Raw genomic sequence first — 20,314 nt, 5'->3', positions numbered from 1 at the left:
AAATCCCAAATCCCCCTAACAAGTCCGTAATCATTACGTTGCACACGCGCGGTATTAAATAAATTCGCTGATCCAATTTTTGAACTTTTCCATAAATCCGCCTTTAGACTTCTCCTGAGCGGCCTTCTTCGATGAAGCGGTTTTGCGGACGGCCGATGTGCTGCGCTGCCGGGCGTACTTGTAGACGTATTGGATAATGCCGACGCCGTTCACGTAAGACGGATCGCGGACTCCGATGAAGTCGGGGATGGCCACGCGGACCGAATTTTCCAGCTCCTGCTGGGCGATCTCCAGCACGCCGGGCATAGTGACCGAACCGCCGGCTAACACATACCCTCCGGCTGGCTCCGGATACCCCAGACGCTGCACCTCCGCACGTACGAGATGGAAAATCTCTTGCACGCGCGGTTCGATAATATTCGCCAAATCCACCTGCGTAAATTCCTTGTCGACGTTGCTGCCGATGCGATTCACCTTGAACACCTGATCGCCGGCGGCATGCTCGACGATGGCGCAGCCGAACTTGAGCTTGATCTTCTCCGCTATATCGAGCTGCGTCCGAATGCCGATGGAGATGTCGTTGGTGACGAAGTCTCCGCCGATCGGCAACGTGGAAGTCGCAGCCAGACTGCCTTCATTGAATACGGCAATCGTAATCGAGCCGGCGCCGATATCGACCAGCACCGTTCCGATCGCCTTCTCGTCCTTGGACAGGCACATCTGGCCTGCGGCAAGCGACATCAGGATCAGGCCCGATACCTTCAAATCCGCCTTCTCTACGACTCGTATCAGATTATGTATGGAAGTTTTGGCGCCGGTGACGATGGATGCCTCGACTTCCAACCGAACCCCGATCATGCCGCGCGGATCTTGAATGCCCTCGAGTCCGTCGACCAAATATTGCTTCGGCACAACGCCGATAATCTCGCGTTCCGGCGGAAGCGCCACGACCTTGGACGCTTGGAGGACGCGCTCGATGTCCAATTCGCCGATCTCCCGGTCCTCATCCGATACGGCAACGACGCCGTGGCTCGATTGAAGGCCGATATGATTGCCGGAAATGCCAACATATACTTCGGAGATCTGTATGCCAACCATCCGTTCGGCATGGTCGATCGCATTGCGGATCGATTGAACGGTTTGGTCAATATCGACGATGGCGCCTTTGCGGATTCCTAGCGAGTCGGCTGAGCCGACTCCAATTATATGAATGGCTCCGTTGTTCAACTCACCTATGATCGCTCGAACCTTGGATGTACCGATGTCCAAACTCACAATGATGTCATTGCTGCTCAACCCGTGGCACCTCCTGTTTCCCTGGAAATAAACCTGGCATGGCTAACTTTGCCTTTGTACATATTCCACACGGTTTATAGTTTCCCTCTTTTTTTAACGATTTTTATTGCGCGTACGGATGTTCCAAATTTTACCCGTAAGGTCAACATTGGTTAAATGTGCCTACGAAAAGTTTTGACCATAACTACAATTCTATCATTTCTACCATTAAAAGAGTAGAGTCTTTTTACATAGTTATCCGGCTTTCTTCGCATCTTTGCCAGGACTCGGAGAGGGGGTGGGGGTAACGTTGTAATATTGCTCAAATGGTACATGGCGATCCGCTTCAAGCAGCTCGAAAACGCCGGATTCGACATCCTTCTCTTTCATCATCCCGATGATTTGTTCCAAATAAGGCAGCTTGTCCGGCAAATACGTCACCGTCGTATACACTTCGTATTGCGAGCGGGTGTAGAGCTTGATTTTGTCTTCATATGTGGCGGATGGAGACGGCGTGATCTCGGAAATCTCCAGCAGCAGCTCCTGCGGAATCGCAGCAAGCGCTTGGCACAGCTTCAACTTCCAGGCGTTGTCCTGGCCCCAACCGGTCAGAATCGGCTTGTCGGGCTGGAACGCTTGCGAGGCGGAAGGAACAACCAAGCCGTTCGCCAGCAGGGCGGTCAGCTTGCCTTCGGACGAAAACTCGTAAGCGACCCGACCGTACTCTTGCACCTGAATCCGCACGAGTCCTGGAAATCGCTTCGTCACGTGAGCCTCCTGCACGATCGGCAGTCGCTCGATCCGGTTCTCCAGCGCGGCCGAACGGAAGCCGAAGAAATGGTCGCCCGGCGCAACGCCGAGCGCTTGTCGAATCGCGTCCTCCTGGAGCAACTCTTCCCCGGTAATGTCTATCGTCTCTACTTTGCTGATCGAAGAGCGAAAAAACAGAACGGCGAGCAGCACGATGAAGAGCAGGAACAAAAACCACAGCAGCTTGCGGCTGCTGCGCTTCCGCGGCGGCTTCTGTTCCCGCAAGACGGGCATTTTCTCCTGAACGGGAACGGGCAGGGACACGAGCTTGTACCTCCTGAATACGGCGCAATGCGTGCGCGGGCATCGTCTTGCATGTTCAACAAAGCCGCCGGTCTCCTCCTCGCCATAGCAAGAGGGACGCCGACGGCATGTCATATCCAATCCTGATAGTCCAATGAAATCGATAAGGGCTGCTTAGTTGTTGTTCGGAACAGGAGCGGGGGTGAATCGTTCGATCCGGGCGCCGAGGCGGCTGAACATCCGCTCGATCCGGTCGTACCCGCGGTCGATATGGTGAATCTGCTCGACGATCGTCGTGCCCGCCGCCGCCAAGCCGGCGATGACCAGCGCAGCGCCCGCCCGCAGATCGGTCGCCTCCACGGTAGCCCCATACAGGCGGGGCACGCCGCGCACGAACGCGGAATTCATATCGACCCAAATATCCGCTCCCATACGGGTCAGTTCATCCACATGCTTGAAGCGGCCTTCGAAGATTGTCTCCTTGATGACGCTCAGGCCGTCTGCCAGCGAGAGCAGCACCATCACTTGCGATTGCAAATCCGTAGGGAACGACGGATACGGCGAAGTGACGATGCGCTCAACCGCGCGAGGGCGGCCCGGACAGCTTACATTCATTATATCACCGTCGATGTGCACTTGCACCCCTGCCCTGCGGAGCACATGCGTGACGGACGTCAGGTGCGCCGGGCATACGTTCTCAAGCGTGATATTGCCTTTCGTAATCGCCGCCGCCACCATCATCGTACCGGCCACGATACGGTCCGGAATAATGCTGTAAGTGCACGGAACGAGACGATCGACCCCTTCAATCGTAATCGTATCCGTACCGGCGCCGATAATTCTCGCACCCATGGCGTTCAAGAAATGCTGCAAATCTTGAATCTCGGGCTCGCGCGCCGCATTGAAGATCGTCGTCGTTCCTCGCGCCATCGCTGCCGCCATCATGATGTTCTCGGTCGCTCCGACGCTGGGGAAATCCAGGACGATATCCGTCCCCCGGAGTAGCGTTGCCCGGCAAATGATCGTGTTGCCGGCCTCCTCAATCTCCGCTCCGAGCGCCTGCAGCCCTTTCAGATGCAGATCGATCTTGCGTTCGCCGATGGCGCAGCCGCCCGGCTGATACACCTGCACCTCGCCGAAGCGAGTGAGCAGCGGCCCCATCAGGAAGATGGAGGATCGCATCTGCTTCATCAGCTCTTCCGGAATGTGCGACGAATGGGCGGGAAGCGTATCCAGCACGACCGTCTCGTCGCGGAGCTCCGCCTTGCAGCCGAGGCTGCGCAAAATATCGAGCATCACATGAATGTCAAGCAAATCCGGCACGTTCTCGATTCTGTGGGTTCCTTCCGCCATCATGCTTGCCGCCAGAATGGGAAGCGCCGCGTTTTTCGCTCCGTGAATGCGGATCGTCCCCGACAAGGGCCGCCCGCCTTCGATTACTAACTTTTCCAATGTGTCACCCTCCCGAAAGCTTGCGTTGCAAGCCGAAACCGGAGGCGTCAACCGTCATTTTTCTCCGACCATCAGCACTTCGGGCACCAGGCTGATTCCCGTGCGTTCATAGACAGCCGTCTGCATGACGTCCATAAGCCGCATGACATCATCAGCCGTCGCATCGCCCGTGTTGATGATAAAGTTCGCATGGAGCGTGGACACTTCGGCTCCTCCCACGCGTCTGCCTTTCAGACCCGCCTCTTCAATCAGCTTCGCAGCAAAAGTATGGTCGGGATTGCGGAACGTACTGCCTGCGCATGGCAATGACAACGGCTGGGTACGCAGACGACGTTCCCTATTAGACGCCAGCGTGGCCGCCATCTCTTTGCGGTCCCCGACGGCGAGCTCGAGCACGGCCTCGGTTACAATACCCGGCAGCGCATGCAGAACGGAATGACGGTAAGCGAACTGCAGGTCCTCTCTTCCGAGCCGGACCATTTCTCCGGTTTCAAGCACAATTTCAGCCTCTCTGAGTATATGCGACATATCCGAACCGTGAGCGCCCGCGTTCATGTAAACGGCTCCGCCTACCGTGCCGGGTATGCCCCCGGCGAATTCCAATCCGGTCAATCCTGCCTTACCGGCCCGCACCGAAAGCGTGATGAGCGAATATCCGCCTCCGACGATGGCCAAATTCCCTTCAAAGCGCAAATCGCATAAGCCGGCACCGAGCTTGACGACGACACCGCGGACGCCTTTATCGGAAACTAGCATATTGGAGCCTCTGCCGATGGGCAGAAACGGGACTCCGTGCCGGTGCAAAATACGAATCGTCTCGACGAGCTCCGCTTTTCCCTCGGGAATCACGAGCAAATCCGCAGGTCCGCCGATTTTCCAGGTTGTGTAAGGCGCGAGCGGCTCATTCGGCAACAACTCGCCTACTTGAGCGGCGCGTAAATCGGATAGTACCGATTGCATAGGTGAAACCTCCTTTACAGAACAGGGACTTTCCCCGCGGCGGCGATGGCAAAAAAACGGCCGTTTTTCCTTGCCGTATCGGCTGCGGGAGGTAGGTCCGGTGTCTGTCACGGCTATAGTGTATAGTATGAAATAGCGGAGCATTTGTGACAAACGCCCATTTTTTGATCGAAGCTGATGGGAGGGTCGGCAACAAGATTGCTATTTTGCCGCTTGTTCGATGAGTCCGATAATCCGGTCGGTGCTGTCTTCCGCAGCGCGCTGCTGCATTCGTTCGACATAGACATCCCGCTCTTCGTAAAGCTGCAAGAGGCGCTCTCGGAGCACGTCCGCCGTGAGCTGCTCTTCCTCCAATACGGAGCAAAAGCCGCTTTTCTCGAACGACTCGGCGTTCAGAATCTGGTCGCCGCGTGACGCCTGCTTCGACAGCGGGATGAGCAGCATCGGCTTGCGCAGGGCGAGAAATTCGAAGATCGAGGTCGAGCCCGAGCGCGAGACGACGACATCCGCCAGCGCCAGCAGATCGGGCAGCTCGCGGGTTACGTACTCGTATTGCTTGTAGCCGCGCACTTGCTCCAGGGCAGGGTCGGCATTGCCTTTCCCGCACAGATGCACGATCTGGAATTGCTGCAGCAGCTCGTGCAGCTGCTCGCGCACCGCGTCGTTGATCCGCCGCGAGCCTTGGCTGCCGCCCATGATGAGCAGCACCGGCTTCTGCCGGTGGAAGTCGCACATCGCCCGGCCGCCGGCCGCGCTGCCTTGCAGCACCTCGTCGCGGATCGGCAGCCCGGTGCAGACGGCTTTGCCGCCCTTCACGTGGCGGAGCGTCTCCGGGAACGTGACGCATACTTGCGTCGCGAACGGCTGCGACAGCTTGTTGGCGAGCCCCGGCGTCATGTCGGACTCGTGGATGAGCACGGGAATGCCGCGCATCCAGGCCGCCATCACGACCGGGACGGACACGAAACCGCCCTTGGAGAACACGGCTTGCGGCCGAATTCGCCCAAGGACGCGGTAAGCATCCCAGATCCCCTTCACGACTTTGAACGGATCCTTGATGTTCTTCAGATCGAAATACCGTCTCAGCTTGCCCGAGGAAATCGCATGGAACGGGATGTCCGCCTCGCGAACGATGCCCCGTTCGATGCCTTCCCCCGAGCCTATATAGTGGATGCTCCAACCGGAGCGCCGCAGCCGGCCGATGAGCGCCAAATTCGGCGTCACATGGCCGGCGGAGCCGCCTCCGGTGAAGACGAGTGTTCGTTGTGTCATAAGGAACTCACCTCGAATAGCGAGATATATTGAGCAGCACCCCGATGGCGGTCAGCATAAGCGTCAGCGACGATCCGCCCGCACTGATCAGCGGCAGCGTAATGCCGGTGACCGGGAACATGCCGATGACGACGCCGATGTTGATGACGACCTGCACGGCGATCATGCCGGTAATGCCGACGGCGAGCAAGCTGCCGAACGTGTCGGGAGCGGTGATAGCGGTCCGCATGCCGCGCCAGACGAGCAGCAGGAAGAGCAGCAGGACGGTGGCGCCGCCAATGAAGCCAAGCTCTTCGGAGATGATTGAGAAGATGAAATCGGTCTGCGGCTCCGGCAAGTAGCTGTACTTCTGCCGGCTCATGCCAAGGCCGAGTCCGACAAGGCCGCCGGGGCCGATCGCATAGAGCGACTGAATCGATTGGTAGCCCGCGCCGAGCGGATCGGACCACGGATCGAGGAAGGCGGTGATGCGCTGCAGCCGGTAAGGCGCCGCCGCGATCAAGCCGACGAAGCCGGCCAGCCCGACGAGGCCGAGCATCGCGAGATGGGCGATCCTGGCGCCGGCCGTGTAGATGACGATCAGCGAAGCGCCGACGAGCACCGCCCCGGTCCCCAGGTCCGGCTGCAGCATGATAAGCCCGAAGGCCGCTCCCATAATACCGAGCGGCGGGAGCAGCCCCTTCGTAAAACGCTGAATGCCGGACTGCTCGTCGGAGAGCAGCTTGGACAAGAACACGATCATGCCGAGCTTCATGAACTCGGAAGGCTGAATGCCGAGCGACCCGATGCCGAGCCAGCTGCGCGCGCCGCCGCGTACGACGCCGAGACCCGGAATCAAGACGATGATCAGCAGCGCGAAGCAGAGGAGCAGCCCGGGCTTCGCATACTTTTTCCATACCCAATAATCTACGTTCATCGTAAAATACATCGCAATAATGCCTAGAACGGCGAAAACGAGCTGCCGCTTGAGATAGTAGCCGTAGTCGCCGAAATCATGAAACGCCAAAACCGCACTCGCACTGTACACCATAACAACGCCGATCGTCAAAATCAGCAGCGTAGACAGCAGGATCCAGGGATCGGGAGCAGATCGAACTTTTGACATCGCCGCACACCTCATTGCACCAAATTGGGGGCTTGTATACCCCCTCTTCTAAAGGTTATGCACCGACTGTTTAAAAATGCTTCCCCGCACCTCGAAGGACGTAAACATGTCCCAGCTGGCGCACGCCGGCGAGAGCAGCACGACATCTCCCGGAGAGGCGAAGCCGTATGCTTGCTCCACCGCCGTCCGCAGCGTGTCGGCCGCGCTGTTAGCAGTATCGACCGATTTCACGCTGGCAATCCCTGCCTGTACGGCGACGTCGGCGATTTTGTCCCGGGTTTCCCCCAGGGTGACGACCGCCTTCACGCGCTCTCGCATATAGGGCAGCAGATCCGTATATTCCGAGCCCCGCTCCTTCCCTCCCGCGATGAGCACGACCGGCCGGTCGAACGATTCGAGCGCTTTGATCGTAGCCAGGGAGTTGGTAGCCTTGGAGTTGTTGTAAAAGGAAATGCCGTTCTTGTCGCCGACATATTCGAGCCGATGCTCTACGCCGCGGAAGCTGCGCAGCGCTTCGGCCACCGCATCGACTGAAGCGCCGGCGCATAGCGCCATCGCGGCGGCCGCCAGCGCATCCTCGACGTTATGCTGTCCCGGGATGCCAAGCGCAAGCGCAGGGATGATCGACACGACACCTTCGCCGCAGCCGAACGATTCGCCATCGCAGACGATCGTATGCGCCTCCGTCAGCCGCTCGCCTTCCGCAAGCGGGGGTTCGAGGTACATGCCATGCGGCACGCGCTCGCGCATTGAGAACGGCCGTAGCTTGGCGCGGATCGTTCCGCCCTCCAGAAGGCTGCGGCATACCGGATCGTCCGCGTTCAGAACGGCGACATCATCCTCCGTCTGGTTGGCGAACAGCTTCGCCTTCGAGGTTATGTAGTCCTCCATCGTCCCGTGGTAATCGAGATGCGCCTCGCTGATGTTGAGCAGACAGGCGATCCGCGGGCGGAAGCGGCTCGTGCCCTTCAGCTGGAAGCTGCTCAGCTCGACGACGAGCCAGTCGTCCGGCGTCGCATCCTCCGCCGCCTCGCAGAGCGCGCGGCCGATGTTGCCGGCGATGATGGGGGACAGCCCGGCTACGCTCAGCATCTCCCCGACCCAAGTCGTCGTCGTCGTTTTGCCGTTCGAGCCGGTAATGCCGATCATAGGCGCTTCGCTAATCCGGTTTGCCACCTCGACCTCGGTGACGATCTCGATGCCTAGCGCAAGCGCCGCCTGAATCGGAGCGATCGTGTAGGGGATGCCGGGGTTTTTCACAAGCAGCGCCACACCCCTATGGATCAGCGTGTCCGGATGCCCCCCGCATAGAACAGAAATACCCAGAGCCTCCAATGGAGCGGCCTCAGGGCATAGGTCTCGCGTTTTCTGATCATTGACGATGACGCGCGCTCCAAGCTCGTGGAACAGCTTCGCCACCGCTACGCCGCTGCGGGCGAGGCCGAGAACGACAACTTCTTTCCCGGCGTATTGACTAGGATGATTCATCTCTTGCACCTCATACTATCCCTCAAAATATGCTTCATAGAGTAATAATCAGGGCCGCTCCCGCCATGACCAGACCGGCTAACCAGAACGTAATGACGATACGCCATTCGGACCAGCCTACAAGCTCATAGTGATGGTGGATCGGACTCATCTTGAACACCCGCTTCTTCCGGGTCTTGAACGAGACGACCTGAATGACGACCGACAGCAGCTCGATTACGAACACCCCGCCGACAAGGAGGATGAGCAGCTCGGACTTCGTCAGGATCGCCGCGGCCGCCAAGCCGCCCCCGATGCCGAGGGACCCGGTATCGCCCATGAACACCTTCGCCGGATGGGCATTGAAGACGAGGAACCCGAGCACCGCGCCGACCATCGCCGCACAGAACACCGCCGTTTCCATATTGGAGTGCATCATGGCAATCACGGCGTACGCGCCGAACGCGATGGCGCTTGTCCCGGCCAGCAAGCCGTCGAGGCCGTCGGTGAAATTGACCGCGTTGGACATGCCAAGCATCATGATGATGACGAAGGGCACATACAACCACCAGCCGACGCTGATCGTCACATCCGTAAACGGCACGCTCAGGTCCGTATTATGACCGGCCCGGTACAGCAGCCAGCAAACGACGCCGGAAATGATCAACTGGCCGAGCAGCTTCTGCCTGGCGGTCAATCCTAGCGAGCGTTTGAACAAAATCTTGATATAATCGTCCAGAAACCCGACCAACCCGTACCCCAGCGAAGCGATCAGCAAAATGACCGCATCCACGGTCTTATCCGAGAAGCGCAGGAACGCCAGAGAGAGGGCTAGCAAAATGATCGTCCCGCCCATCGTCGGCGTACCCGCTTTTTTCAAATGGCCCTGCGGACCGTCGGTACGAATTTGCTGGCCGAACTTGAGCCGCCTCAATAGGGGGATAAATAACGGTCCGGCGATTAAGGCAAGCACAAATGCAGCTCCGAGTGTGAACAATATGACTTTCATTTCCATCCGCTTCTCCCCCTCTCCTCTCTATTGGGACAGCTCCAACAAACCATGGACGACTTCCTCCAGCTTCATCCCGCGCGAGCCTTTCACCAGGACGATGTCCTCGGCTTCGGCGACACGGACGATCTCGCGCACGAGCTCCGATTTCGTTTCGAACCATTTGACTTTTCCCGGGGTGAACCTTTTCTCCGCCGCTTGAGCCAATTGCTTCGACAGCGGGCCGTAAGCGAATACGTAGTCGAGCTCCTCGGAGCTCAGCATACCGCCGATTTCCGCGTGGAATTCATTCTCGCGATCTCCCAGCTCCAGCATATCGCCGAGTACGATTATTTTACGGCGATAGCCCTCTATCTGGCGAAGCAGCTCGATTGCGGCTTTCGTGGACGCCGGACTGGCGTTGTATGCATCGTTCAGCACCGTCAGCCCGGACGGCGCTTTCAACTGCTCGATGCGCATGCCGGTGAGCCGCACCGTATTCAGGCCCTTCACAACATCGGCGTCGCTGACGCCCATATATTTGCACACGGCGATCGCCGCCAGCGCATTGATCACGTTGTGCTGCCCGAGCATCGGGATGTAATAGCTCAAGGCGCCTGTCGTCTCGATCGTAAAATGAGTGCCGCGCTCATCCATCATGATCCCGGTCGGGAACAGATCGTTTTTCTCCGTCGCGCCGAACCGGTACACGAGCAGCCCCGGCGGCTTCTTCATCTCGGGCAGCACCTGCTCGATCAGCGGCTCATCGCCGTTGTACACGAGCAGCGAGCCTTCCTTCATGCCGCTCATCACCTCGAGCTTCGCCCGGGCGATCTCCTCGCGCGAGCCGAGATGCTGCAGATGCGCCTCGCCGATATTCGTGACGATGGCGGCTTCCGGCACGGCGATGTCGGACAGCAGGTCGATCTCGTGACGGGCGCGCATGCCCATCTCGAGCACCGCCATCTCCGTCTCCTCGCTGAGCTCGAGCAGCGTGAGCGGCATCCCGATGTGGCCGTTCAAGTTGCCGGCCGTCTTATGCACCTTGTATGTCGTCTCGAGAATCGAGGCGACGAGATCCTTCGTCGTCGTCTTGCCGTTGCTTCCGGTCACGCCGATAATCCGGACCTGGAGCTCCATCCGGTAGGCATGCGCCAGCCGCTGTAGAGCGCCTAGCGTATCGTCAACCAGGATGACCGGCAGGTCGGCCGGCACCGGCAGTCGATCGGCTTGCCACAGCGTCGCCGCGGCACCGAGCCGGACGGCTTCGGCCGCGAACTCATGGCCGTCGAACCGCTCGCCGATGATCGGAACATAGAGGGTGCCGGGTTGGATCGTCCGCGTATCCTTCGACACGCCTTGAACGACGACCGTTTCGTCCACCCCGTTCGGGTTCGATCCGTTCACCATTTGTTGAATTTGTGCGAATGTGCGTTTAATCACTTGATTGTTCCCCTTATCGCTTCTTGGGCTTCTATCCGATCGTCGAAATGAATCGTCTGGCTGCCGATCGTTTGGGTCGTCTCATGCCCTTTTCCCGCAATTAATACTACATCGCCCGGGCTTGCCATTTCAATAGCCTTTTGGATCGCTTTTCGCCGATCCGGCTCCAGGACGTAGCGGCTGCGGTCCAGTCCTCCGCCCAGCAGGCCGGGCTCGATCTCTTGCAGGATCGCCTCCGGCGGCTCCGAGCGCGGGTTGTCGGACGTCGCGATGACGTACGTGCTATAGCGAGCCGCAATATGGCCCATCTGCGGGCGTTTCCCGCGATCGCGGTCGCCTCCGCAGCCGAACACCGTAATGATCCGTTTCTCAGCCAGCTCGGCGATCGTGGAGAGCGCGTTCTCCAGGCCGTCCGGTGTATGCGCATAATCGAGTACAACCGAGTAGCCGACAGCGCCGTCAACCAGCTCAAGCCGTCCCGGCACGACGCGCACCCGCCCCATACTGCCCTGGATCGCTTCCAGCGAGACCCCTTCGATCAGCAAGGAGGATATAGCCGCAAGCGCATTGTATACGTTGAATTTACCGATCAATTTCATTTTTAAATCGATCTCGCCCGCATAAGACGCAACTCGGAACTCGGTTCCTTGCGAGGAAAATCGTATGTTCGTCGCACGGACGTCACAGCCCTCGGACAATCCGTAAGTGATGACTTCTACCGCTGAAGCAGCTCGATATTGCACTGAAACCGGGTCATCTCCGTTCAGAACGGCGTATTGCCTTTTTGCCGGATCAGCCTGGTAAGAATTGCTCAATCGCGAGAAAAATAACCCCTTTGCGGCTGCGTAGTTTACCATCGTTCCGTGAAAGTCCAGATGGTCCTGCGTCAGATTGGTGAAAATAGCCGTACGAAACGTACAGCCCTTTACCCGTCCGAGAACAAGCGCATGGCTGGACACTTCCATCAAACAGGCGTCAGTGCCCGCATCCGCCATCCGGCGCAAATTGCGCTGCAAATCATGCGCCTCCTGCGTCGTCCGGACGGCCTCGGTCCATTCCGAGCCGACCTTCATCGCGATCGTGCCCATCAGCCCGGTGCGCCAGCCCAAGTCGGCCAGCGCCTGCTCGAGAATGAAGCATGTCGTCGTCTTGCCGTTCGTGCCTGTGACCCCGATCAGCTTCATCGTCTCACTTGGGTAGCCATAGAAATGAGCGGCCAGTACCGCCATCGCATGCCGCGAGTCCTTCACAAGTAAGGTCGGCAGGGCGACCGGCAATTCCCGTTCCGCTACGAGAGCGGCGGCTCCCCGCTCAGCTGCCGCAGCGGCAAAGTCGTGTCCGTCCTGCACGAAGCCCGGGATGCACAGAAACAAATCTCCCGGCTGCACCTTGCGAGAATCCGTCTGAATGCCGTTTATCTCCGAGTCGCCGTTTCCTATCAGTCTGCTTAATTGAAGCAAGCCTGCAAGCTCCTGAAGCTTCATTTCCGGCTCCCCTTCCTTATTCGAATGCCCTATCTATTATAGACAAAAATGCGGCAAGAAAGAATCAATGATTGACACGGTCGGACAAATAGATTCGAATCGTCGAGCCTTTATCGACTCTCTGACCGGCCTTAGGCGCTTGGCTGATTACCTCCGAGCCGGTGCCGAACTTCTCGAGCAGGAAATCCGAATTCATATCTTCATAAATGTCGCTGACCGTCCGCCCTACCAAATCAGGCACCTCTACGATCGGCGTCTCGCCGTAGCGATAGTCCTTGGTCACTTGATCCTTGCGTGGCTCGACCCCCATGTAGCGGAGCGAATCGCCCATGATGTTGCGCACGATCGGGGCGGCGATCAGACCGCCGAATTGAAGCCCTTGCGGGTCGTCCACCGCCACATAGATGACGATCTTCGGATCGTCCGCAGGCGCGAAGCCGATGAACGAGACGATATGCTCATCCGGGGAGTACCTTCCGCCTATGACCTTCTGCGCGGTCCCCGTTTTGCCGCCGACCCGGTAGCCGTCCAGAAACGCATTGCGCCCTGTACCCTTCGCTACGACGCTCTCCAGCGATTCGCGCACCGTCTTCGACGTCGCCTCGGAGATGACTTGCCGCACAAGCTCCGGCTGCACCGCTCCGACCGTTTCGCCTGTCTCGGGGTTGATCCACGCCTTCGCCAGATGCGGCTTGAATAGCTTGCCGCCGTTCACCGCCGCCGACACCGCCGCGATCTGCTGGATCGGCGTCACCGAGACGCCTTGGCCGAACGCCGTCGTCGCCAGCTCGACCGGTCCGACGCGCGAAGGCTTGAACATGATACCGTTCTCTTCGCCGCCGAGGTCGATGCCGGTTTTCCGACCGAAGCCGAACCGGTAAATGTAATCGAACAGCGTTTCTTTTCCGAGCCTCTGGCCGAGAATGACGAAACCCGGGTTGCACGAGTTTTCCACTACGTTCAGGAAAGTCTGGCTGCCGTGGCCGCCGCTTTTCCAGCAGCGCAGCTTGGCTCCGCCGACTTCTATGAAGCCGGGATCGTAGAAATGCTCGTTCTTGAGATCCACCTTCTTTTCCTCTATGGCTGCCGCGAGCGTGATAATCTTGAACGTCGACCCGGGCTCGTAAGTCATCCAGATCGGGAGGTTTCGGTTATACGTTTCCGTAGGATAATCCTTGTAATTGGCGGGTTCGTAAGTCGGACGGCTGGACATGCCGAGAATTTCGCCCGTAGTCGGGTCCATGGCGATGGCGATGATGTGCTTCGCCTGGAATTGCAGCATCGCCTGGTCGAGCTCGCGTTCGATGAACGACTGAATCTGCTTGTCGATCGTCAGCTGCAGCGTCAAGCCGTCCTGCGGCGGCGTATATCGGTCCGACGAATTCGGCATCGTTCCGCCGCGTGCGTCCGCGAGATACGAGACGCTGCCTAGCCGTCCGGTTAGCTCCTTATTGTAGCTTAACTCAATGCCTGTAAGGCCCTGATTGTCGATACCCGTAAAGCCGAGCACATGGGAAGCGAACGAACCGAACGGATAATACCGTTTGTTGTCCTCCGCCGCGACGATGCCGGGCAGTCCCAGCTTGCGCACCTCTTCGGCTTTTTCTTCGGTTATTTTGCGGCCGCCCGGATTGATCTTGACGATCGATTCCCGCTTCGTGATCAACGCGCGAACCGACCCCTCGCTCATCTCGAGAATACGCGCGAGCTCCCGCGCCGCCGTATCCGGGTCTTTCACTTGCGCGGGAATGGCCATGATCGAGGGTGATGTGACGTTATAGGCGAGCCGAGTCCCGTTGCGATCCCACAATTCGCCGCGTTTCGCCGCGAACGGAATGTTGCGGCGCCACGAATCCTCCGCCTTCATGGCAAGCTCGCTGCCGAGCCACAGCTGCACGTAGCCGAGCCGGACGATTAACGCCGCGAATAGAATAGTGCTTATTACGAGTGCCAGGAATAACCTGCGCCGAACCGTTACGTTAGAAACTTTCACGACCGTCGTTCCTCCGCTTCGCCATAGTCTTGTCTCATCAATGGTTCATAACATGACTATTCGGCTGTAAAAACGGATAGAACAAGCTGATCTGTACAAGCTACGGTTTTTTGTCCGGGGTTGGGGTCGGCGTCGGTTTTGATGTATTTTTAGGCGTTGATTTCGGTGTCGGCGTAGGCGTTGCTTTGGCCCCACTCGTCTGCACGCTCCCGCTCGACTTGTTGGTCGACCCGGAGCCGCTGCCGGAGCCGGATCCGGTCGATAAACCTGTTGCGACGCCGCCTTCGAGCCAAGGCTTCAGCTCCAGCACGGCAGTCTTTTTGTCCCCTTCGTCGGAGATTTTCTGGTTGACGACGTACCCTTCGCCTGTCGCTTGGCACTCTACCTTCATGTAGACGCACAGCTCCAAGGCGTCGCGAAGCGATTTGCCCTTCAGATCAGGCAGCTCGGCATCTTCGACCGGCTCCGTCATCATATAGATTCGTTGCGAAGCCGTGATTTGGGTGCCAGGCATCGGATACTGGGCGATGATTTTGGTCCCCTTTCCGACCGTGTCGTAGGCGAATTTTTGCGCACTCAACGTTTTCTTCGCATCGACGAGCGACTGATTGATCAAGTCCGGCACATTTAACTTCAAGTCTTTCGCAACCGAATTGTCGGTTTTCGCCTTGGCGGAGACGCCCATGTAGCGCAAGCTTTGCGAGACGATTTCTTTGAACACCGGTGCGGCTACTTGTCCGCCCAGGTGATAATCCCCTTTGAGGTCTGGCTCATCGGCAATAACCGCTACCAATATTTGTGGATCCTCTACTGGCGCATATCCAATAAACGAAATAAGCCAAGTGTCAACCGAGTATTTCCCATTGATTACAATATTTGCGGTGCCCGTTTTTCCAGCCACTCTGTAGCCGTCAATGAAGGCGTTGCGCCCAGTCCCGATTTCTTGGTCGGAGACAACCTGCTCTAGCAGCTCACTTACTTTTTGAGCGGTTGCAGGGGTTACGACCTGACGAACAAACTGCGGTTCATTTTTTTGCAGAACCTCACCCGTCTTCGTATCGACTAGCGATTTTACGATATAAGGCTTCATCAATTTACCGCCGTTTGCGATCGCCGCATAGGCTGCCGCTTGCTGAATAGCTGTCACGGAAACGCCGCCTTGTCCGTAAGTCGCAGTGGCGTAATCGGGCTGATACTGGAATTTGATCAATCCCTTTGCTTCCCCGGGCAAGTCGATTCCCGTTTTTTCCCCGAAGCCGAACAGATTGATGTAGTTTTTGAGTTTTTCGTTGCCCAGCTTTTCGAAGCCCAGCTTGACGAATGCTACGTTGCTAGACCTTTTCAACCCTTCTAAATATGTAATTTTGCCCCAGCCCACCTGATTGTGATCTCGAACCGGCTCCCGACCAGGGACCGCTATCGAGCCGGATTGATATGTTTCTGTTGGATTGAACAGCCATTCCTCTACCGCACCAGCTAATGTGACCAGTTTAAAAGTAGATCCGGGCTCATATTGAGAGCCGATGGCATGGTTGTAGAAAGCTTTTGTTTCCGTCTTATCGTCCCAATACTTCGCCGGATTAAAGTTCGGGTAGTTGGCCATGGCGAGAATTTCCATCGTCTTCGGATTGACCGCGATCGCGGACATGCTCTTCGGCTTCCATTGCAGGAACGCTTTCTCCATCGCCCTCTCCATATACGACTGAATTTGCTGGTCGATCGTCAGTTGAATCGAAGTTCCGTCCACCGCCGGTTCATAGCTCGCTTTGGCGTCCGGCAAGTCGTACCCGATCGCGTCCCGCTCCGTGATGATCCGTCCGGGCGTCCCGCTGAGCACCTTATTGTACTGGCTCTCGAGCCCGCCCACAGCTTTGCCGTTTTTGTCGAAATAGCCGAGCACGTGTGAAGCCATCTGATTGGACGGATAATAGCGTTTTTGCGATTCCTCTAAATAAATGCCGTGAACGTACAAATTTTTGCGGTTATCAGTAGGCTTGGAAAGCTTGAAATACTCCATAATTTCGTCGGCCAAGTCATTGTCAATTTTCCAGCCTTCGCTGCGCACTTCCACCCATTGAAAATAATTTCCATTTTCTCTTTTTTTCGTTACGAGATCCATCAATTCCGATTCCGGCTTCTGCAGGATGGTGGCGAGCCCTTGGGCGATTTCCCGCTCCCTTTTCAACTCATGGATGACCTTCGGATTAACGATAACCGTGTAAGAAGGACCATCTTCCGCGAGGATATGGTTGTTGCGGTCTAGGATCGAACCCCGCACCGGCTGCAGCACCTTGTCCTGCTCCCACATTTCCTGCGCTTTCTCCATCAGCCCCGCGGCCGAAACGATTTGCATCCAATAAACTTTTCCTATCAATACAACAAAAAATAGGGTGAAAACTCCCCCTATCCATAATGTGCGCAGCTTTGTTTTTTTTGTCATCTGCCGACTCCTCTATTCGGTTTTCATCGCGAGCGCGTCTTTACCGGTGCCGCTTTTGGGATCGGTTTTTTTGGAGGCCGACTGCGTATTTGTGTTGACCTGATTGACTTGATCCTCATGCGGGCCAAGGCCGTATTGGTTGGCCAAATCCTGCAGCCGCTTCGGATCCTGGGCTTTGCTGATCTCCAGCTTCAGCTTGTTGTTCTCCACCTGGAGCATCTTGACTTCTTTCTCTATCATTTGAATGCGCGTATTCATTTCATAGATTTGAGCATAGCGCCAAATGATGACCCCGGCCACCACGACGCAGACCAGCACCGTGAACAAATACAGCAGCTTCTCCTGGACGGGAATGGGCCTCCTGCGGTAAACCGTTTTTTTCGTTTCCTTCACTTGCTGCTTGCGGGTTTCTTTGGGCTCCAGCGCCAAGTTTCCATGGATGTATGCGGACACGATTGCTAACCTCCTTCGTTATGGCCTTGCTAGTTTCTCGGCGACTCTCAGCTTCGAGGATCGCGCTCTTGGGTTCGCTTCCAGCTCGGCGTCGGACGGCACCAGCGGCTTCCGGTTGACGAGCTTGAGCAGCCCATTGGCGTTGTCGCACACGCACATCGGGAAATCCGGCGGGCATGTGCACTTGCCGACATATTTGGCGAATGTCACTTTGCATATACGGTCTTCGAGCGAGTGAAACGTGATGACCGCCGCTCTCCCGCCTGGCGCGAGACAGCGGATCGTCTGCTCGAGCGCTTCCTCGAACGCGCCGAGCTCGTCGTTGACGGCGATGCGCAGCGCCTGGAAGCTGCGCTTGGCGGGATGGCCTCCCGTGCGGCGAGCAGCTGCGGGGATACCGGCCTTCACGAGCTCGGCCAGTTGGCCGGTCGTCTCGATCGGCGCCTGCTTGCGCGCGTTCAGGATCGTCCTCGCGATGCGGCGGGCGAACTTCTCTTCGCCGTATTCGTGCAGGATGCGAGAGATTTGCTGCTCGCTCCACTCGTTCACGATGATCTTCGCGGTGAGCGGCTCGCTGCGGTCCATCCGCATGTCCAGCTCCGCGTCATGGTTATAGCTGAAGCCGCGGTCCGCCTCGTCGAGCTGCGGCGAGGAGACGCCCAAGTCGAACAGCACGCCGTCGACCTGCGGTACGCCTTCCGCATCGCGAGGGACGTCGGGCTGCTTCGCCAGCTCTTGGCGGATATAGCGGAAATTCGAGCGGATCAGTGTGACCCGATCCTTGTATGCGGCTAACGCGGTCTCGGCGTTGCGGAGCGCTGACTCGTCCTGATCGAATGCATACAGCCGGCCTTGCGGGCCTAGCTTCGAGGCGATCAAGGCACTATGTCCAGCTCCGCCAAGCGTACAATCCACGTATATGCCGTCCGGCTTGATGTTTAGCTTCTCTACCGATTCCTCTTTCAAAACCGTTACATGATGGAACACCCGCTGAATCCTCCGCTACAGATCAAAGTTGAAGTCCACCAGCTTCTCGGCTATTTCGTTAAAAGAAGACTCGGACTGATTATAATAGCTTTCCCAAACTTCCTTACTCCAAATCTCCACTCGATTGGACACGCCGATAACGACGCAGTCTTTGGTAAGCTTCGCGTACTCGACGAGCGTGTTCGGGAGATTGACCCGGCTCTGCTTGTCCAGCTCGCACTCCGTTGCCCCGGAGAAGAAAAACCGGGTGAAGGCGCGGGCGTCGGATTTCATCAGCGGCAGCGATTTGAGCTTCTGCTCAAGCACGGCCCATTCTTCCTTGGGGTAGACGAACAAACAGTTATCCAACCCGCGGGTGACGACGAATTCGGATCCTAGAGCATCGCGGAACTTGGCGGGAATGATCATCCGACCTTTTTCATCGATCGTATGTTGATATTCCCCCATGAACATCGCTTAGCCCCCTCTCGTCCTCCACTTTCACCCACTTCACACCACTTTTATAGACAAATTCTCCACTCAAACAAAAAATCCTGCTTTTCAGGGCAGGATTTCGTAAAAAGTTTATGTGGTTAAACGGATGGGTCGCCGTCCGAATAGTCGGTTACCAGGGGCTCGGTATGGGCTGCTTGCCGGCGATTATCCTCGCGCAGCGCTTGAGCGCGCTGTTGCTGGAGCTTCTGTGATTGCCTGCGTTTGCGCAGCCAGAGTGCGATTGGAAGCGCAATGACGGCAAGCACTGTGAGAACCGGCAGCGCCCCTGCCAGGAACAGCAGCAGCCCCTGAAGCACGGTCAGCATGGCCGAAGCGCTTGTTTCAGCCGTATTTCCGATCCTGGCGAAGAACTTCTCCGGCTCTTCCGCCAGCTTCTTCGTTGCCGGAAGCTTCTCGTAAAGTCGAATTTCCACAGTAGAGTAAGCTACATTTTGTTCTAAATACTTCATGCGGCCTTTGATCTTCTCGATCTCTTCCTGCACTCGGCCGATCTCGTTGGAGTAGCTGATCAGGTCGTCCGGTTTAGTGGCCTTGCTCAGAAAGTCGAGCAACCGGGTTTCTACCGCTTGCCTCGCTGTTAGCCGGGAAGCCAGATCGACGAACTCCTCGGTGACGTCCTGGCCTTGAATGCTTTGCTGCATCGATTTCGGCTTCATCTTTTCCAAGTCGGCTACGAAGCCTGTAAACCCAGTCGATGGTACCTTTACAGTAAGCATGCCGCTTTGTTCCGAGGTATTGCGGTTCTCGGAGAACTGTACGATGTACCCGCCAGCTAGCAGCGCCATATTTTTGATCTCCGACTGCGCGTCGCCGTAGCTTGTTACTTCCATCGTGATATTCGCTTTGTAAATAATTTGTCTGTCGAAAGCGCCGGCGCTGTTCGCCAGCGACATGCCAGAAGGAGCCGTTTGCGTCGCTGCGGTTTGTGCCTTCGCAGCCGATGTCGCATTTTTGGAGAGGGCAGTACTACCTCCTGCTGGCGCTACTTCACCCGACTGCGGTTTGGCATCCGCCGTGTTTATCGCATTCTCGCCGAAGTTGCTTAGTGCTGAATCCGACATTGCTCCGATAGGAGCTACGGAAGCCTTGTCCTCACTCCCGCTGCTGCATCCTGCCGTCAGCCCTATACCTACTGCCAGCACAAGCGCGATCCCCCCCACTTTCCACCACTTTCCAGCAATTGCGCGTGCGCTGCTTTTTCTCTCTTCCACTTTTTTTGATCCAACATCCATCTCCCGCTCGCCCCCTTTGCCGCTCCAATCGATCGCCAGAATGGCGTCAACCTAATAGACGCATCACGAATGTAAGGGGTTGCAGATGTTTTGGAAATTTTTTGTAACCGTCGTGAGGGTACTTCCACTTCGGCCTGTCCACCAATCCTGCAAGGGGAGTTGCTCCCTCTAAAGTGCTGTTTTGCTTGTCCACCAATCCTGCAAGGGGAGTTACT

16 protein-coding genes are annotated in these 20,314 nt (G+C 57.2%); all 16 read right to left on the bottom strand.

The genetic code is table 11. From position 1 onward, the window contains the following. Positions 1-54 precede the first annotated feature (54 nt). Positions 55-1,296, bottom strand: a complete 1,242-nt coding sequence (gene ftsA / locus PKO02S_RS03160; protein ID WP_127579641.1) for a cell division protein FtsA — start codon at positions 1,294-1,296, stop codon at positions 55-57. A 234-nt stretch (positions 1,297-1,530) separates the two neighbouring features. Beyond that, complete coding sequence (locus tag PKO02S_RS03155) at positions 1,531-2,349, bottom strand: cell division protein FtsQ/DivIB (protein ID WP_164821270.1); 819 nt, start codon at positions 2,347-2,349, stop codon at positions 1,531-1,533. Between the two features lie 153 nt (positions 2,350-2,502). Further along, on the bottom strand, positions 2,503-3,780 hold the full coding sequence (gene murA / locus PKO02S_RS03150; protein ID WP_127579639.1) for a UDP-N-acetylglucosamine 1-carboxyvinyltransferase: 1,278 nt from the start codon (positions 3,778-3,780) through the stop codon (positions 2,503-2,505). A 54-nt stretch (positions 3,781-3,834) separates the two neighbouring features. Further along, positions 3,835-4,740, bottom strand: a complete 906-nt coding sequence (murB, locus tag PKO02S_RS03145; RefSeq protein ID WP_127579638.1) for a UDP-N-acetylmuramate dehydrogenase — start codon at positions 4,738-4,740, stop codon at positions 3,835-3,837. Between the two features lie 201 nt (positions 4,741-4,941). Then, positions 4,942-6,012 carry an undecaprenyldiphospho-muramoylpentapeptide beta-N-acetylglucosaminyltransferase gene (murG, locus tag PKO02S_RS03140; protein ID WP_127579637.1) on the bottom strand — a complete coding sequence of 357 codons (1,071 nt, stop codon included), beginning with the start codon at positions 6,010-6,012 and terminating at the stop codon, positions 4,942-4,944. A gap of 7 nt (positions 6,013-6,019) precedes the next feature. Further along, positions 6,020-7,117, bottom strand: coding sequence for a stage V sporulation protein E (gene spoVE, locus PKO02S_RS03135; RefSeq protein WP_127579636.1), 1,098 nt, complete (start codon positions 7,115-7,117; stop codon positions 6,020-6,022). A 48-nt stretch (positions 7,118-7,165) separates the two neighbouring features. After that, positions 7,166-8,605: a UDP-N-acetylmuramoyl-L-alanine--D-glutamate ligase gene (gene murD, locus PKO02S_RS03130; RefSeq protein WP_127579635.1), complete on the bottom strand. Its 1,440-nt coding sequence runs from the start codon at positions 8,603-8,605 to the stop codon at positions 7,166-7,168. Positions 8,606-8,639: 34 nt separating this feature from the next. Then, positions 8,640-9,599, bottom strand: coding sequence for a phospho-N-acetylmuramoyl-pentapeptide-transferase (gene mraY / locus PKO02S_RS03125; protein WP_127579634.1), 960 nt, complete (start codon positions 9,597-9,599; stop codon positions 8,640-8,642). Positions 9,600-9,620: 21 nt separating this feature from the next. Next, positions 9,621-11,015: a UDP-N-acetylmuramoyl-tripeptide--D-alanyl-D-alanine ligase gene (locus tag PKO02S_RS03120; protein WP_127579633.1), complete on the bottom strand. Its 1,395-nt coding sequence runs from the start codon at positions 11,013-11,015 to the stop codon at positions 9,621-9,623. After that, a complete protein-coding gene (locus PKO02S_RS03115) occupies positions 11,012-12,499 on the bottom strand; it encodes a UDP-N-acetylmuramoyl-L-alanyl-D-glutamate--2,6-diaminopimelate ligase (RefSeq protein WP_127579632.1) in 1,488 nt (495 codons plus the stop codon). Before PKO02S_RS03115 ends, PKO02S_RS03120 begins: the two co-directional genes overlap by 4 nt. Positions 12,500-12,563: 64 nt before the next feature. Next, a complete protein-coding gene (locus tag PKO02S_RS03110) occupies positions 12,564-14,492 on the bottom strand; it encodes a stage V sporulation protein D (RefSeq protein ID WP_127579631.1) in 1,929 nt (642 codons plus the stop codon). Positions 14,493-14,592: 100 nt separating this feature from the next. Continuing rightward, on the bottom strand, positions 14,593-16,845 hold the full coding sequence (locus tag PKO02S_RS03105) for a penicillin-binding transpeptidase domain-containing protein (RefSeq protein WP_246066811.1): 2,253 nt from the start codon (positions 16,843-16,845) through the stop codon (positions 14,593-14,595). A gap of 99 nt (positions 16,846-16,944) precedes the next feature. Continuing rightward, the gene (ftsL, locus tag PKO02S_RS03100) at positions 16,945-17,385 is read right to left on the bottom strand and encodes a cell division protein FtsL (protein WP_127579629.1); all 441 of its coding nucleotides are present in this window, start codon (positions 17,383-17,385) and stop codon (positions 16,945-16,947) included. Between the two features lie 18 nt (positions 17,386-17,403). Next, on the bottom strand, positions 17,404-18,372 hold the full coding sequence (gene rsmH, locus PKO02S_RS03095; protein ID WP_127579628.1) for a 16S rRNA (cytosine(1402)-N(4))-methyltransferase RsmH: 969 nt from the start codon (positions 18,370-18,372) through the stop codon (positions 17,404-17,406). Positions 18,373-18,387: 15 nt separating this feature from the next. Then, on the bottom strand, positions 18,388-18,825 hold the full coding sequence (gene mraZ, locus PKO02S_RS03090; protein WP_127579627.1) for a division/cell wall cluster transcriptional repressor MraZ: 438 nt from the start codon (positions 18,823-18,825) through the stop codon (positions 18,388-18,390). 119 nt (positions 18,826-18,944) lie between these two features. Beyond that, positions 18,945-20,099, bottom strand: coding sequence for a DUF4349 domain-containing protein (locus tag PKO02S_RS03085; RefSeq protein WP_127579626.1), 1,155 nt, complete (start codon positions 20,097-20,099; stop codon positions 18,945-18,947). Positions 20,100-20,314 lie beyond the last annotated feature (215 nt).

The sequence above is a fragment of the Paenibacillus koleovorans NBRC 103111 genome (genome assembly GCF_004000845.1).
Lineage (GTDB): Bacteria > Bacillota > Bacilli > Paenibacillales > NBRC-103111 > Paenibacillus_AA > Paenibacillus_AA koleovorans.
The sequence above is the reverse complement of the archived record's forward strand: the minus strand, read 5'-3'. Positions and strand labels throughout refer to the sequence as shown.

Excerpts from the sequence above, each read along its gene's own strand:
- PKO02S_RS03085 (WP_127579626.1), bottom strand. The coding sequence starts at position 20,099 with ATGGATGTTGGATCAAAAAAAGTGGAAGAGAGAAAAAGCAGCGCACGC.
- murG (WP_127579637.1), bottom strand. The coding sequence starts at position 6,012 with ATGACACAACGAACACTCGTCTTCACCGGAGGCGGCTCCGCCGGCCAT.
- PKO02S_RS03115 (WP_127579632.1), bottom strand. The coding sequence starts at position 12,499 with ATGAAGCTTCAGGAGCTTGCAGGCTTGCTTCAATTAAGCAGACTGATA.
- mraY (WP_127579634.1), bottom strand. The coding sequence starts at position 9,599 with ATGGAAATGAAAGTCATATTGTTCACACTCGGAGCTGCATTTGTGCTT.
- murB (WP_127579638.1), bottom strand. The coding sequence starts at position 4,740 with ATGCAATCGGTACTATCCGATTTACGCGCCGCTCAAGTAGGCGAGTTG.
- murD (WP_127579635.1), bottom strand. The coding sequence starts at position 8,605 with ATGAATCATCCTAGTCAATACGCCGGGAAAGAAGTTGTCGTTCTCGGC.
- PKO02S_RS03105 (WP_246066811.1), bottom strand. The coding sequence starts at position 16,845 with ATGCAAATCGTTTCGGCCGCGGGGCTGATGGAGAAAGCGCAGGAAATG.
- spoVE (WP_127579636.1), bottom strand. The coding sequence starts at position 7,117 with ATGTCAAAAGTTCGATCTGCTCCCGATCCCTGGATCCTGCTGTCTACG.
- mraZ (WP_127579627.1), bottom strand. The coding sequence starts at position 18,825 with ATGTTCATGGGGGAATATCAACATACGATCGATGAAAAAGGTCGGATG.